This window comes from Roseomonas sp. OT10 (genome assembly GCF_020991085.1).
GTDB classification, from domain to species: domain Bacteria; phylum Pseudomonadota; class Alphaproteobacteria; order Acetobacterales; family Acetobacteraceae; genus Roseomonas; species Roseomonas cutis.
Genome location: NZ_CP087719.1, coordinates 797,440 through 811,133, shown reverse-complemented (window position 1 = coordinate 811,133; position 13,694 = coordinate 797,440). Strand labels below are relative to the sequence as shown.

The 13,694-nt window shown below is 73.5% G+C and carries 12 protein-coding genes; all 12 read left to right on the top strand.

The genetic code is table 11. The features are described from left to right. Positions 1–65 precede the first annotated feature (65 nt). The 12 genes from LPC08_RS03715 to LPC08_RS03660 are packed head-to-tail and all read left to right on the top strand — an operon-like array spanning position 66 to position 13,372. Positions 66–1,598: a GumC family protein gene (locus LPC08_RS03715; RefSeq protein WP_230451399.1), complete on the top strand. Its 1,533-nt coding sequence runs from the start codon at positions 66–68 to the stop codon at positions 1,596–1,598. A 2-nt stretch (positions 1,599–1,600) separates the two neighbouring features. Continuing rightward, positions 1,601–2,413 (top strand): glucose-1-phosphate cytidylyltransferase, encoded by an 813-nt coding sequence (locus LPC08_RS03710; RefSeq protein WP_230451398.1) that lies wholly within the window; start codon positions 1,601–1,603, stop codon positions 2,411–2,413. Positions 2,414–2,424: 11 nt separating this feature from the next. Continuing rightward, the gene (locus tag LPC08_RS03705) at positions 2,425–3,423 is read left to right on the top strand and encodes an NAD-dependent epimerase/dehydratase family protein (protein ID WP_230451397.1); all 999 of its coding nucleotides are present in this window, start codon (positions 2,425–2,427) and stop codon (positions 3,421–3,423) included. After that, positions 3,420–4,550 (top strand): CDP-glucose 4,6-dehydratase, encoded by a 1,131-nt coding sequence (gene rfbG, locus LPC08_RS03700; RefSeq protein WP_230451396.1) that lies wholly within the window; start codon positions 3,420–3,422, stop codon positions 4,548–4,550. The genes LPC08_RS03705 and rfbG overlap by 4 nt, the downstream gene beginning before the upstream one ends. Further along, positions 4,547–5,557, top strand: coding sequence for a glycosyltransferase family 2 protein (locus tag LPC08_RS03695; RefSeq protein WP_230451395.1), 1,011 nt, complete (start codon positions 4,547–4,549; stop codon positions 5,555–5,557). Before rfbG ends, LPC08_RS03695 begins: the two co-directional genes overlap by 4 nt. Before the next feature lie 2 nt (positions 5,558–5,559). Continuing rightward, positions 5,560–6,873 (top strand): lipopolysaccharide biosynthesis protein, encoded by a 1,314-nt coding sequence (locus LPC08_RS03690; protein ID WP_230451394.1) that lies wholly within the window; start codon positions 5,560–5,562, stop codon positions 6,871–6,873. Further along, entirely contained in the window at positions 6,870–8,357 is a 1,488-nt protein-coding gene (locus tag LPC08_RS03685; RefSeq protein ID WP_230451393.1) for an O-antigen ligase family protein, read from the top strand. Before LPC08_RS03690 ends, LPC08_RS03685 begins: the two co-directional genes overlap by 4 nt. Beyond that, positions 8,354–9,349 (top strand): hypothetical protein, encoded by a 996-nt coding sequence (locus tag LPC08_RS03680; protein ID WP_230451392.1) that lies wholly within the window; start codon positions 8,354–8,356, stop codon positions 9,347–9,349. Before LPC08_RS03685 ends, LPC08_RS03680 begins: the two co-directional genes overlap by 4 nt. Next, entirely contained in the window at positions 9,346–10,500 is a 1,155-nt protein-coding gene (locus LPC08_RS03675; protein ID WP_230451391.1) for a glycosyltransferase family 4 protein, read from the top strand. Before LPC08_RS03680 ends, LPC08_RS03675 begins: the two co-directional genes overlap by 4 nt. Continuing rightward, a complete protein-coding gene (locus LPC08_RS03670; protein WP_230451390.1) occupies positions 10,487–11,698 on the top strand; it encodes a glycosyltransferase family 4 protein in 1,212 nt (403 codons plus the stop codon). Before LPC08_RS03675 ends, LPC08_RS03670 begins: the two co-directional genes overlap by 14 nt. Then, positions 11,695–12,495, top strand: a complete 801-nt coding sequence (locus LPC08_RS03665; protein WP_230451389.1) for a glycosyltransferase family 2 protein — start codon at positions 11,695–11,697, stop codon at positions 12,493–12,495. Before LPC08_RS03670 ends, LPC08_RS03665 begins: the two co-directional genes overlap by 4 nt. Positions 12,496–12,541: 46 nt before the next feature. Further along, complete coding sequence (locus LPC08_RS03660; RefSeq protein WP_230451388.1) at positions 12,542–13,372, top strand: class I SAM-dependent methyltransferase; 831 nt, start codon at positions 12,542–12,544, stop codon at positions 13,370–13,372. Positions 13,373–13,694: the final 322 nt, after the last annotated feature.

Genomic DNA, 13,694 nt, shown 5'->3' with positions numbered 1-13,694 from the left:
CCGTTGAACGTCGTCGAATTTCTCTTTTTTTGGGATATGCTTCGCCTGATGGAACCGCGCCGATCGTGACCGAGCTTCGGACCCTGCAGGGCCTGCCGCGCGCCACATGGACGCCGCTCGACGCCATGGGGATGCTGCGCGTCCTGGTGCGGCACTGGCGACTGCTCCTGGCCGGGGCCGGGGCGGGCGTGCTGGCGATGCTCGGCGTGATGATGATCTCCTCGCCCATCTACGCCGTCACGACCAAGGTGCTGGTGCAGCAGGGCCAGGAGACCACCGCGCCACCCGTGCTCGGCGTGCGCGACGGCGCCCAGGTGATGCCGGCCAGCCGCCGCCCGGAGGACGTGGCGCTGGAGGTGGAGATCCTCACCGACCCCCGGCTGATCCGGCAGGTGGTGGACGACCTCGGGGCGGATTTCTTCCTCGCCGAGACGGAGCCGGCGACGCTCTGGCAGTGGATCAAGTGGGTCCCCAAGACCCTCATGCGCAAGGCGAACGACGCGCTGCGCGAGATCAACGTGATGCTCGGGCTGCGGCCGCGCACCACGCCGCTGGACCGGGTCGTGCTGGCCATCGGCGGGGCGCTGCAGATCGAGCAGGTGCGCAAGTCCGACGTGATCGAGGTGACGCTGCGCTTCCCGGACCGCGAGGGCGGGGAGCTGGTGCTGCAACGCTTCCTCGACAAGGCGGTGGAGAGCCACCTGCGCGTCCACCGCAGCCCCGCGGTCGGCGAGTTCTTCGGGCGGGAGCGCGACGCGGTCGCGGCGCAGCTGCGCGCGGCCGAGGAGCGGCTGCTCGGCCTGCGCGGCCAGCGCGCGGCCGCCTGGTCGGCGCCGGAGCAGCGCAGCCTGCTGCTGAAGGCGGAGGGCGACCTGCAGCTGCAACTGGCGCAGACCCGCTCCGATTCGGCCCAGGTCGCCGCGGAGCTGGAGCCGGCGAAGCGCGCCCTGGCGGGGCTCTCCCCCGAGACGGTGGTGACCAGCACCCAGGCCCGCAACCGCGCGGGCGACGAGATGCGGGCGCGGCTGCTGCAGCTGCGGCTGGAGCTGGTGAACCTGCGCGCGCGCTATGCCCCCGGCAGCCCGGAGGTCGGCGACGTGGAGCGCCAGATCGCGGCGCTGGAGCGGGACCTGGCCGGCGAGCCCGAATACCTGGTGGCCGAGGTCACGCGCGGCGCCAACCAGCAGTATGACAGCCTGTCGCGCGAGGTGGTGGCGAAGCAGGGCGCGCTGGACGGGCTGAACGCCCGCGCCGGGCAGCTGGAGGCGCAGCTGCGCCAGGTCCGGGAGCTGCTGCGCGAGACCGCGGCGGCCGAGATCGGCATCGCCCAGGCGGAGGGCGAGGTGGAGCGGTTGCGGAGCCTGCGCGCGCGCTACGACCGCGGGGTGGAGGAGGCACGCATCGCGGAGGCGCTGGGCCAGGCGGCGCTGACCAACCTGCGCATCATCATGCCGCCGACGGCGGAGGTGCTGCCCTCCTCCCCCAACGTGCGGCGCTTCCTGATCATGGGGCTGGCTGGCGGGCTGGTGGCGGCGGCGGGCTTCGTCCTGCTGCGCGAGCTGCTGCGCCTGAACCGGCGCCCCCTTACCGGAGGATGAAGATGAGCGACGGACGGGCGCCAGCACGCGACATCCCCGTGGTGATCCTCTGCGGCGGGGAGGGCACGCGCTTCCACGAGGAGAGCCAGTACCGCCCCAAGCCGCTGGCCGAGATCGGCGGCTGGCCGATCCTGTGCCACATCATGAACCTCTACGCCCGGCACGGCTTCAAGCGGTTCGTCCTGTGCCTCGGCTACAAGGGCCAGATGATCAAGGACTTCTTCCTGCAGTACGAGCCGCGGCTGCGCGACTTCGCCCTGCGCCTGGACGAGGGCACGCCGCGCTACCTCGACGCCCGGCAGAAGGACGACTGGGACATCAGCTTCGTCGACACCGGCGCCAAGACCCAGACCGGCGGGCGGGTGAAGCGGGTGCAGCGCCATGTCGGCGAGGTGGAGCACTTCATGCTGACCTATGGCGACGGGGTGTCCGACATCGACATCGGCGCGCTGCTGGACTTCCACCTGGCGCACGGCGCGATCGGCACGGTGACCGGCGTGGTGCCGAACTCGCAGTTCGGCGTGCTGGGGGTGGAGGGCGACCGGGTCCGGGCCTTCGCCGAGAAGCCGCGCACGACGGCGGTGATCAACGGCGGCTTCTTCGTCTTCCGCCGCGAGTTCTTCGACTACCTCGACGCCGACGAGGGCTGCATCCTGGAGCGCGAGCCGCTGTCGCGGCTGGCGGCGGATGGCGGTCTGCGGGTGCGCCGCCACGACGGCTTCTGGCAGTGCATGGACACCTTCAAGGACTACCGCCAGCTCAACGAGATCTGGGCCACGGGGGAAGCGCCCTGGTCCACCAGGGCCCTGCCGTGACCGGAGCGGCGATGCCCCGGCCGGTGGAGGCGCCCGGCTGGGCCGGGCGGGCGGTGCTGGTCACCGGCGTCGGCGGCTTCCTGGGCGGCGCGCTGGCGCGGCTGCTGGCGGAGCGCGGGGCGCGGGTGGTCGGGCTGCTCAACCCCGCCGGCGCCCATGCCCGGCCCGACGGGATGCCGGGGGTGGAGCTGGCGGCGGCGGACATCCGCGACCCCGCCGCGCTGGCGCCGCTGCTGGCCCGGCCGGGGCTGCATGCCGTCTTCCACCTGGCGGCGCAGACGCTGCCGACGGTGGCGCGGGACAACCCCGCCCCGGCCTTCGAGCTGAATGCGCGCGGCACCTGGAACCTGCTGGAAGCGGCACGGCGCGCGCCCGTCCCGCCGCGCGTGGTGCTGGCCTCCACCGATTCCGTCTATGGCGAGAACGACGGCACCCCCTTCACCGAGGACAGCCCGCTCGGCGCCAGCTTCCCCTACGAGGCGTCGAAGGTCTGCGCCGAGACGGCGGCGCGCTGCTACCACGTCACCTACGGCCTGCCGGTGGCGATCGCCCGCTTCTGCAACCTCTACGGCCCGGGCGACGTGGCGCTGATCCGGCTGATGGCCGGCACCATCGTCGCGACCCTGGAGGGGCGCCGCCAGGTTCTGCGCGGCGACGGCAGCTCCATGCGCAACTACCTCTATGTGGATGACGCGGCGGAGGCGCTGCTGACGCTGGCGGAGGCGCTGGACCGGCCCGGCATCGCGGGCCAGGCCTTCAACTTCTGCGATGAGGCGGCCCATACCGTGCTGGAGATCGTCGAACGCGTCCTCACCCTGGCCGGGCGCCCGGACCTGGCGCCGGCCCTGGGGCGCAGCACGCCGGGGGAGATCTCGATCAAGCGCGCCTCCGCCGCCAAGGCGGCGCGGGTGCTGGGCTGGCACGCGACCACCGGGCTGGAGGAAGGGCTGCGGCGCACCATCGCCTGGCAGCGCCACCGCATGGGCCTGCCGGCGGAGGCCGTGGCATGAGCGCCCCGCTCTCCGGCGCCGACTTCTTCGGGGCCTATGCCGGGCGGCGGGTGCTCGTCACCGGCCATACCGGCTTCAAGGGCTCCTGGCTCTCGCTCTGGCTGCGCCAGCTGGGGGCGGAGGTGATCGGCGTCTCCCTCGACCCGCCCACGACGCCGAGCCACTACGCCGCCTGCGGCATGGCGGGGCAGCTGGCGGACCTGCGCTGCGACGTGCGGGACTACGCGCGCCTCGCCGGCATCCTCGCGGCGGAGGCGCCGGAGATGGTCTTCCACCTCGCCGCCCAGCCGCTGGTCCGGCGCGCCTTCGTCGACCCGCGGGAGACCTTCGAGGTCAACGTGATGGGCACGGTCAACGTGCTGGAGGCGGCCCGCCGCACCCCCTCGGTGCGGGCCGCGCTCGTCGCCACCAGCGACAAGTGCTACCGCAACGTCGGCTGGGAATGGGCCTATCGGGAGACCGACCCGCTGGGCGGGCACGAGCCCTATGCCGGCAGCAAGGCCTGCGCCGAGCTGGTGGCGGAGGTCTACCGCGACGAACGCTTCCAGCGCCACGCGGAAGCCCCGCGCGGCTTCGCCGTCGCCTCCGCCCGCGCCGGCAACGTGATCGGCGGCGGCGACTGGGCGGCGGACCGGCTGGTGCCCGACATCGTGCGCGCCATCGCCGCCGGCGAGGAGATCGTCGTGCGCAACCCCGAGGCGACGCGGCCCTGGCAGCACGTGCTGGACTGCCTCTCCGGCTACCTGCACCTCGGCGCCCGGCTGCTGACCGAGCCCGGCACCGCCGAGGAGGGCTGGAACTTCGGCCCGCGCGAGCTGGTGCCCCTGCCGGCGGCGGCGCTGGTGCGGCTGGTGCTGGATCGCTGGCCCGGCCATTCCACGCGGCTGGTGATCCGCCGCGACCCGGCCGGGAAGGAGGCGCAGGTGCTGCGCGTCGATTCCAGCAAGGCGGTCCACCGCCTCGGCTGGCGCTCCGCCTGGGAGGCGGAGGCGGCGCTGGGCGCCACCATCGACTGGTACCGGGCCCATCTGGCGGGAGGGACGGAGATGCGGGACTTCTCGATCGCGCAGATCGCCGGCTACACCGCCGCCGCGCGCGCGGCGGGCGCCGGGTGGGCCGTGGCGTGAGCCCGCTCGCTCCCGGGGCGCCTGCCCCCAGGGTCACGGTCGCCATCCCGACCCACAACATGGCCGAGTACCTGCCGGCGGCCGTGGAGAGCGTGCTGGCCCAGTCCTTCACGGATTACGAGCTGCTGGTGCTGGACAACGTCTCCACCGACGACACGCCGGCGGTGATGGCGCGCTACGGCGACCCGCGCCTGGCGTATCGACGCAACGAGGCCAATCTCGGCCTGGCCGGCAACGTGAACCGCGGCTGCAGCCTGGCGCGGGGCGAGTACATCGTCTTCCTCGGCGCCGACGACCGCTGGGAGCCGGACTTCCTGAAGGAGGCGGTGGCCTTCCTCGACGCCGAGCCGCGGGTGTCCCTGGTGCACGGCCCCGCCGCCTGGATCGACCGCGACGGGCGGCGCTTCGGCGGCACCGGCCACGCCTGGCCGCGGCTGACGCCGGGGCCCCGCGCCATGCTGGGCGCCTTCGGCAGCGGCTTCTGCTTCTCCACCATGCTGATGCGCACGGCGGCGATCCGCGCCACCGGGGCCTTCGACCAGCGCTGGCAGGAGGTGATCGACCTCTGGCTGTTCCTGCGCATGTGCCTCGTCGGCGACATCGGCTACCTCGCCCGCGTGCTGGTGGAGTACCGGGTGCATGCCGAGGCCATGTCCATGCCCATGTACCGGCAGAACCTGATGTTCCGGCGGCAGATGACGGCGGCGCGGGAATGCTTCGCCTGGCCGGAGGCGGTGGCGATCGGGGCCGCCGGCTACCGCCGCGCGGCGGAGCGCCACATCGCCCGCATCGCGCTGGAGGTGATGCACCTCAGCCGCGCCGACGGCCGCCTGCGCTACCTGCGCAACCTGGGCGAGGTGTCGCGCGCCGTGCCGGAGGTGCTGCTGAAGCCCCGCAGCTGGGCCCGGATCGGCTTCGGGATGCTGCCGGCCGGGGCCATGCGCCGGCTGCAGCAGGTGCGGCACCGCCGCTCCGTCGCCCGCGCCGTGGACGAGCAGGGCCGCTGACCGTGATCCGCCGTCCCGCCGCGCTGGAGGCCCTGCTGGTCACCGGCGGACGGATCGCCTTCGTCGGCTTCTGGTTCGTTGCCGTCATGCTGGTCTATCGCGGCCTGGGGCAGGGCCCGGAGGGGCTGGCCCAGGCGGGGCAGTTCGCGGTGGCGATCGCGGCGGTGAAGATCGCCTCCGGCGTCGTCTCCGATCCGCTGGACCTGGCGGTGATGCGCCGCGTCCCGCCCCTGCTGCGCGAGGCGCCGGAGCGCGCCTGGGAGGTGCTGCGCGCCGCCTTCGGCCTGCGCTTCGCGGCCGTCGCGGTGATGGCCGCCACGGGCGCGGCGCTGGCGCCCTGGCTTGCCGAGCTGGTGCTGCACGACCCGGCCGCCGCGCCGGTGCTGCGCCTCGCCGCGCTGGCGGCGCTGGGGGATGCGGTGTTCCGCGCCGTGCTGGTGGTGCTGCAGGCGCAGGAGCGCTTCCGCCGCTTCGTGATGGTCGAGGCGCTGCTGCAGCTCGGCCGCTTCGTCTCGATCCTGCTGCTCTGGGCGGCCGGCGGCATGGACGTGGCGCGGGTGCTGGCCTTCTACGCCGCCATCCCCTGGCTGGCGGCGGCGGCCGGGATGCTGGCGCTGCCGCGGCCGCTGCTGCGCGGGTGGCGGGTGCGCCGGGACGACCTGCTCGACCTCGTCCACTACCTGAAATGGGTGGTGCCGGCGATGGTGCTGGCGGCGCTGAACGAGCGGCTGGACATCTTCCTCGTCACCCTGTTCCGCGGCCCCGACGAGGCGGGGCTCTATGGCGCGATGATCACCCTGGCGCTGGTGCCCGACATCATCGCCGGCTGCCTCTCCACCCTGCTCCAGCCGCGCATCGTGGCGATGCAGTCCGGCGGGCGCTTCCCCGTCCAGTTGCGCCGCTTCCTGATGGCCTCGCTGCCCGTCTGCGCGCTGGGCTTCGTGGTGGCGCTCGCGGTCTCCGGCCCGGTGATCGGCTGGGTGCTGGGGCCGCGCTACCTCCCTGCCCTGCCCGCCTTCCACTGGCTGCTGGCGGGGACGCTGTTCTGGCTCGCCGTCACGCCGCTGCCGCTGACCCTGGTGGCGGTGCAGGCGCCACGGCGGCTGGCGCTGCTGACCGTGGTGCAGTCCGGCATCGTGCTCGCGGGCGGGCTTCTGCTGCTGCCCCGGCTCGGGCTGGTCGGCATGGCGCAGGCGGTCTTCGTCATGCGGGCCAGCGTCGCGCTGCTGGTGCTGCTGCTGGCGCGGCGGATGGTGGCCCCGATGGTGGCCCCGGCTGAGGATGCCGTGCCGCCCCGGGCGGTGCCGCTGCGATGATCCGGCGCGACGACCTGCTGGCGCTGGGGGGCATCCTGGCGCTGCTGGGCCTGCTGGGCGCGGGGGCCGGGGCGACGCTGGCGGCCGGCGCGGTCATGGGCGTGGCGCTGCTGGCGGCGATCCTCGCCCTGCCCGTCATCGGCGTCGCGCTGATGATCCTGGCCGGCACGGCGCTGCAGGTGCTGGGCAGCGAACACCTGACCGGCCTGCCGACCAGCCTGGGCAAGGCGGCGGGGGCGGCCACGCTGCTGGCCTGGGCGGCGCGCTCGCTGCTGCTGCGCAAGCCGCTGACCTGGTCGCCGCAGCTGCCGGCGCTGGCCGTCTTCGCGGCCGTGCTGCTGCTCTCCACCGCCTGGGCGCCCGACCCGCTGATGGCCCGGGACGGGCTGTTCCGCTACGTGCAGCTCTTCCTGCTGTTCTTCATGATCGCCAACATCGCGGGCGAGGGCGAGACGCCGCTGGATCTCGCCTGCCTCGCCTTCACCGGCTCGATGCTGGTCTCCTCGCTGATCGGGATGGCGGAGTTCCTGCTGCCCTCGCTGGCGCTGGAATCCGACGATCCCAGCCTGGAGCAGGGCAATGTCGGCGCCATCATCGACCGCGATTCCTTCGAGGGGGTGGAGATCCGGCGCATCACCGGCGGGCTGTCGGATTCCAACTGGTTCGCCTACACGCTCGTCGCCGCGCTGCCGCTGAACCTCTACCTGCTGCGCCGCTACCAGGGGCCGGCGATGCGGGGCTTCATCCTGGCCGCGGCCGCGCTGCAGAGCATGGGCGTGGTGCTGTCCTACACCCGCTCCGCGCTGATCGCGCTCGCCGTCTCCGTGCTGATCCTGCTCTGGCGCCGCCGCCTGCCGGTGATGCCCTTCGTCCTGGCGGCCGTGATCGGCTCCGCCGGGATCCTGGCCTGGAACCCGCCCGGGCTGCAGCGGATCTTCTCGCCGGAATACGCGCGGGAGGGCAGCACCCCGGTCCGCACCTACCTGCTGCTGGGCGGCAAGGACCTGATGCTGGCGCAGCCCCTGGCCGGCTACGGCTACGGCCAGTACGGGCCCAACTTCTTCCGCTGGCTGGACCACCAGCACAACGTCTCGGAATCCGTGGACGACTGGGCGAGGGAGCTGCGCAAGCGCGTCGACAACGACGAGGAGCGCGAGGAATACGTGATGCCCCACAACACGGTGGTGCAGATCTGGGTGGAGTACGGGCTGCTCGGCTTCATCCCCTTCTGCGCCTTCGTGTGGTTCATCCTGCGCGACCTCGCCACCGCGCGGCGCCACGGCACCGCCTCGCAGGCGGAGCTGGCGGATTGCCTGCTGGCCAGCACATGGGGCTTCCTGGTCTGCGCCCTGTTCGGCCACCTCGCCTTCCTGAAGAGCATCTGGATCCTGGGCGGCCTGGCGGCCGCGCTGCGCCGCGTGGCGCTGACCCGCGGGAACCCGCTGCCGGAGGCGCTCCCCGTGCTGCGGCCGGCGCCACGATGACCCGGCTGCGCCGGATCCTGCGCGGCGCCGCGCTGCTGCTGGGCAGCGGCTACGTGCTGTTCTTCTTCTCCGAGCGCGTGTTCTGGTCGCTCTGGCGCCCGGGGGACGCGTGGCCGGCGATGCTCGGCGGCTGGCTGCTCTACAGCTTCTTCGGCTACCTGCTGCTCGCCGCCATCCGCTTCTTCCGGGTGGGCGACCTCTGGTCGCTCTTCCTGGCCGGGGCCTTCTTCGGCTGGCTGGGCGAAGGCGTCTACGCCATGACGCTGTTCGGCTATCCCGGCATCCCCTTCCCGCTGACCATCTCCTGGACGGCGCTGGCCTGGCACGCCCCGATCACCGTGGTGCTGGGCTGGTACGGGCTGCGCCGGGCGCTCCAGGCGCCGGGGATCGGGCCGGCGCTGGCCGCCTCCTGCGGCTTCGGCCTGTTCTGGGGCATCTGGGCGGTGGCCTGGGCGCTGGAGACGCCGCCCATCCTGGCCACGCCGGGCGAGTTCCTGGCCCATGCCGCGGCCGCGACGGCGCTGCTGGCCCTGGCACAGGGCGCCATCACGGCCGGGCGGCCGCAGGGCTTCGACCCCTCGCGCTGGGGCGTGGTGCCGGCGGTGGCGCTCGTCCTCGCCTTCCTCGGGCTGGTCACCACCCCCGCCATCCCCATCGCACCGCTGGTGCTGCTGCCGCTGGCGCTGCTGCTGGCCTGGGCCGGGCGGCGCAACCGCGCGCGCGCGCGCGGCGAAGCGGGCGGCGGCGACCTGCTGGACCGGATGGGCGCGCCGGTGCGGCGGCGGAACCTGCCCGCCCTGGCGGCGATGCCGCTGGTCGCCACCGGCACCTATTCCGGGCTGAACGCCGCCGGGCTGGTGTGGCCGACCAACCTGGTGATCGCCGGGATCACCACCCTCGCCGGCTTCGTGCTTCTGGCCATGGCGCTGTGGAAGGTGCTGCGGCGAGGGGCCGCGCCGCTGCTGGCCCCGGCGCTGGAGGAAGGTGGATGAGCCGGGACATCGTCATGGTGAAGGGCGCCTACGACAAGGCGGGCGGCCCGGAGACCCTGCTGCAGATGATCGCGGCGGAGCTGGACCGCGAGCGCTATCGCCCGCTGCTGGCGCTGCTGGCCCGCCCCGGCGCCGAACTGCCGCCCGTGTTGGCGGAGGTGGCGGCGAGCCTGCCCTCCACCCGCCTGCCCTGGACCGGGCTGGGCAGCACGGCCGGCGCGGTGCGGGCGCTGGACCGGCTGCTGCGCGACCGCCCCGGCGCGGTGCTGCACACCAACGACATGCGCGCCGACCTGCTGGGCTTCCTGCTGACCCGGGTGCGCCGGGTGCCCTGGATCGCGCATGTCCACGGCTGGCTGCGCCACACCCATTCGGGGAAGCACAAGGTCTACGAGGACATCGACCGGATGCTGGTGCGCGGCGCGGACCTGGTGCTGGTCGGCTCGGAGGCGATGGCCGAGGAGGCGCGCATCGCCGGGGCGAGGCGCGTGGGCATCGTCACCAACGGCGTCCCCCTGGCCGATCCCGCCGCCCATGCCGCCGAGGCCGCGGCGCTGCGCTCCGGCCTGCCCGTCGGGCCGGGCGGCACGGTGCTGGGGCTGCTGGGGCGCCTGCATCCGGGCAAGGGCCACGCGCTGCTGATCCGCGCCCTGGCGGAGCTGCGGCGCAAGGGCCACGACGCCTGCGCCCTTCTGGTCGGCGAGGGACCGGCGGAGGCGGAGTACCGTGCGCTGGCCGCGGAGCTGGGCGTGGCGGAGGCGGTGGTCTTCGCCGGGCTGGTGCCGGACAAGCTGCCGTATCTCTGCGCCATGGACATCGTCTGCGTCCCCTCGCTGAAGGACAGCCTGCCGCTGACCGCCATGGAGGCGATGAGCGTGACCCGCCCGGTGGTGGCCTCCCGCGCCGGCGACCTGCCGCTGGCCTTCCGCGACGGGGAGAACGGGCTGCTGGTCGAGGTCGGCTCGGCCGAGGCGCTGGAGGCTGCGATCGCCCGGCTGATCGCCGATCCGGCGCTGGCGGCACGGCTGGCGGCGGCGGGGCGGCAGACGCTGGCGGCGCGCTACAGCCCGGCGGCGATGCTGCGCCAGCTCGAGGGCTTCTGCGACACGCTGCTGGCGGAGAAGGAGGGGATGGTCCGTGCCGCGGCGTAGGGTCCTCTTCGTCCAGCCGAACAGCGAGGTCGGCGGCTCCGATCTCGCCCTGCTGCGCTTCGTCGAGGCGCTGGACCGCACGCGCTACGAGCCCGTCGTGCTGCTGCCGAAGGAAGGGCCGCTGGCCCCGCGGCTGCGCGCGGCCGGGGCGGCGCTGCACCTCGTCCCGATGATGCAGCTTCGCACCCTCCCCTCGCCCGGCTACCAGGCGCGCTACCTGGCGCGCATCTGGCCGACGGTGCGCGCGATCGCGCGGCTGATCCGCGAGGAGCGGATCGACTTCGTCCACAGCAACTCGCTCTACTGCCTCTACGGCGCCTTCGCCGCGCGGGTCGCGAAGGTTCCGCACCTGTGGCACGTCCGCGAGATCCCCCCGAACATCCCCGTGGCGCGGCCCGCCCTGGCACGGATGGTGCTGTCGCTGTCCGACATCGTGCTGTGCATGACCCGCGCCTGCACCGACGGGCTGTTCGGCCCGGGGCCGGAGCACGCGAAGATCCGCTACCTCTCCGAGGGGCTGGACCTCGGCACCTGGTCGCGCGAGCACGTCCACCGCTCCATCCGCGACGAGCTGGGCATCGCGGCGGGAACGCCGGTGGTCGGCTTCGTCGCGCGGCTCGATCCCTGGAAGGGGCTGGACGTCTTCCTCGATGCCGCGGCGCAGGTGCGGCAGCGCGTGCCGGAGGCGGTCTTCCTCGTCTCCGGCGACGCGCCCGCGGGCTTCGAGCCCTATCGCGACGCGATGCAGGAGCGGGCGCGCTCGCTGGGCCTGGGGGAGAGCGTGCGCTTCCTCGGCTGGCGCTACCGCATGGATGACATCCCGGCGCTGATGGCGAGCCTGGACGTGTTCTGCCACACCAGCTCGTCGCAGCCGGAACCCTTCGGCCTCGTCATCATCGAGGCGATGTCGATGGGTTGCGCCGCCATCGCCGCCCGCGCCGGCGGCCCGATGGAGATCATCCGCGACGGCGTCAGCGGGCTGCTCACCCCGCCGCGCGACGCCAGGGCGCTGGCCGAGGCCGTCACCAGCCTCCTGACCGATCCGGAGAAGCGCCGCGCCATCGCCGCCGGCGGCCGCGCCCGGGTGGAGGAGGAGTACTCGCTCCCCGCCTTCCGCCGCAGCATCGCCGCACTCTACGCGCAGATGCCAGGGGGAGCGGGGGACGGGGCGGTGGGCGGCGCGGCGCGCGCGGCATGAGCGAGGCGCCCGACCTCTCCATCGTCATCGTCAGCCATGGGCACGAGGCGATGCTGCCGCGCTGCGCCGACTCCCTGGCGCCGGCGCTGGAGGGGCTGCGGGCCGAGATCATCCTGGTGGACAACCTCCAGGCCGGCGGCGTCGCCGCGGCGATGCGCGGCCGGCCGGTGACGGTGCTGGAGAACACCCGCCGGCTGGGCTTCGCCGCCAACGTCAACAGGGGCGCCGCCGCGGCGACGGGCCGCCACCTGCTGGTGCTGAACCCCGATACCGAGCACCAGGCCGGCCGGCTGGCCGAGGCGATCCGCTACCTGGACGGCCAGCCCGGGACGGGGATGCTGACCTGCCGCCTGCTGAACCCGGACGGCACGGTGCAGCAGAACACGCGGCGCTTTCCCAGCCCGCTCTTCCTGCTGGTGCGCGGCCTCGGCGGCGACCGCTGGCGCTGGCAGCCCGGCTTCTACCGGCGCGGCCTGATGCGGGAGCCGGGGACTTCGGTGATGACGGCGCAGCAGCCTTGCACGGTGGACTGGGCCTTCGGCGCCTTCCTGCTGCTGCGCCGCGCGCTCTTCCAGGAAGTCGGCGGCTTCGACGCTGCCTACCGCCTGTACTACGAGGATGTGGACCTGGCGCGGCGGCTGCGGCGGAAGGGATTGTCCGTCCAGCTCTATCCCGGCCTCATCTTCCGGCACGAGCACCAGCGCAGCAGCGCTGCCAGACCCTTCAGCCAGACGTGGCGCTGGCACGTGGGCAGCGCCATCCGCTACTTCGCGACTGACATTGCGAATACGAAATAGTATAGGGAAGAACGCTGCCGGCAACCCCGGGCATGGAGGCGGAGCGATGACCGCGCAGTCGAAGCTGGAACGGGAAAGCCAGTTCTGGGACGCGAAGCAGACGGAAACCGGGTCGCTGGACCCGGCGCTCTACCGCGTCTCGGCCAGCGACCGCGATGACCGCAGCGTGCCCTGGCTGCCCTATCTGGGCTTCCGCGAGCAGGTGCAGACGGTGCTCGACCATCTGGGCGAGCTGAAGGGCCGACGGGTGCTCGACCTCGGCTGCGGCACCGGGTTCCTTGCCTCGCTGCTGGCGGCCCAGGGTGCGGAGGTGGATGCCCTCGACATCTCCCCGGCCTCGGTCGCGATCGCCCGCCACCGCGCCGAAATCAGCGGCGTGGCCGACCGCATCCGCTTCCACGTGATGCCGGCCGAGGCGCTGGGCTTCCCCGATGCCAGCTTCGACGCCCTCTGCGGCGCCTTCGTCCTGCACCACCTGGACCTGGCGACGGCGGCGCCGGAGCTGCGCCGCGTGCTGCGCCCCGGCGGGCGGGCCGCCTTCATCGAGACCTGCGGCCACAGCGCGCTGCTGATGACGGCGCGCCGGATGCTGCCCGGCCGGCTCGGCATCGAGAAGGCCAGCAGCGACGACGAGGCCCCCCTCGCCTCCGCCGCGGAGGCGCTGCTGCGCCGCAGCTTCGGCGACAGCGTGCGATTCCACTATCCCAGCACGCTGATGTTCCGCATGCTCAGCTACGTGCCGCCACTGCACAAGCGTCCTGCCCAGCAACTGCTTTCGGCAGTGGACGCGACAGTGCACCGCCTGCCCTTCCTGCGCTCGCAATCCTACTGGGGCGTGGTGACGCTCGAACGTCCGGCGGCTGACGAGCCAGCCTAAGGACCACGCCTCCCCACGGCCGCGGGCCGGATCATGCAGGCGGCGCGATGCCTCGATCCGTGCCAACTCGAGGTGCGGCCCGTGGCCCGGGGGCAAGGCGCTGCCTCGCCCCCGTACCCCCACTCCGCCAGGACCCTGCGGGCCCTGGACCCAATGGGTGCTGCCGCGGGACAGCCTGCGACGGGGTCGAGACGCCGAGGAGCATGGCTCCTCGGCGGGTACGGCCTCAGCCCGCGCTGACGCCCTCTGAAGCTTTTTTCGGAGTCCCGCCTGTCCGAGCTCCGTCAGGGTGCAGCCCGCAGGCTGACGCCTACCGGAAGCA

Excerpts from the sequence above, each read along its gene's own strand:
- LPC08_RS03710 (WP_230451398.1), top strand. The coding sequence starts at position 1,601 with ATGAGCGACGGACGGGCGCCAGCACGCGACATCCCCGTGGTGATCCTC.
- LPC08_RS03705 (WP_230451397.1), top strand. The coding sequence starts at position 2,425 with ATGCCCCGGCCGGTGGAGGCGCCCGGCTGGGCCGGGCGGGCGGTGCTG.
- rfbG (WP_230451396.1), top strand. The coding sequence starts at position 3,420 with ATGAGCGCCCCGCTCTCCGGCGCCGACTTCTTCGGGGCCTATGCCGGG.
- LPC08_RS03685 (WP_230451393.1), top strand. The coding sequence starts at position 6,870 with ATGATCCGGCGCGACGACCTGCTGGCGCTGGGGGGCATCCTGGCGCTG.
- LPC08_RS03680 (WP_230451392.1), top strand. The coding sequence starts at position 8,354 with ATGACCCGGCTGCGCCGGATCCTGCGCGGCGCCGCGCTGCTGCTGGGC.
- LPC08_RS03675 (WP_230451391.1), top strand. The coding sequence starts at position 9,346 with ATGAGCCGGGACATCGTCATGGTGAAGGGCGCCTACGACAAGGCGGGC.
- LPC08_RS03665 (WP_230451389.1), top strand. The coding sequence starts at position 11,695 with ATGAGCGAGGCGCCCGACCTCTCCATCGTCATCGTCAGCCATGGGCAC.
- LPC08_RS03660 (WP_230451388.1), top strand. The coding sequence starts at position 12,542 with ATGACCGCGCAGTCGAAGCTGGAACGGGAAAGCCAGTTCTGGGACGCG.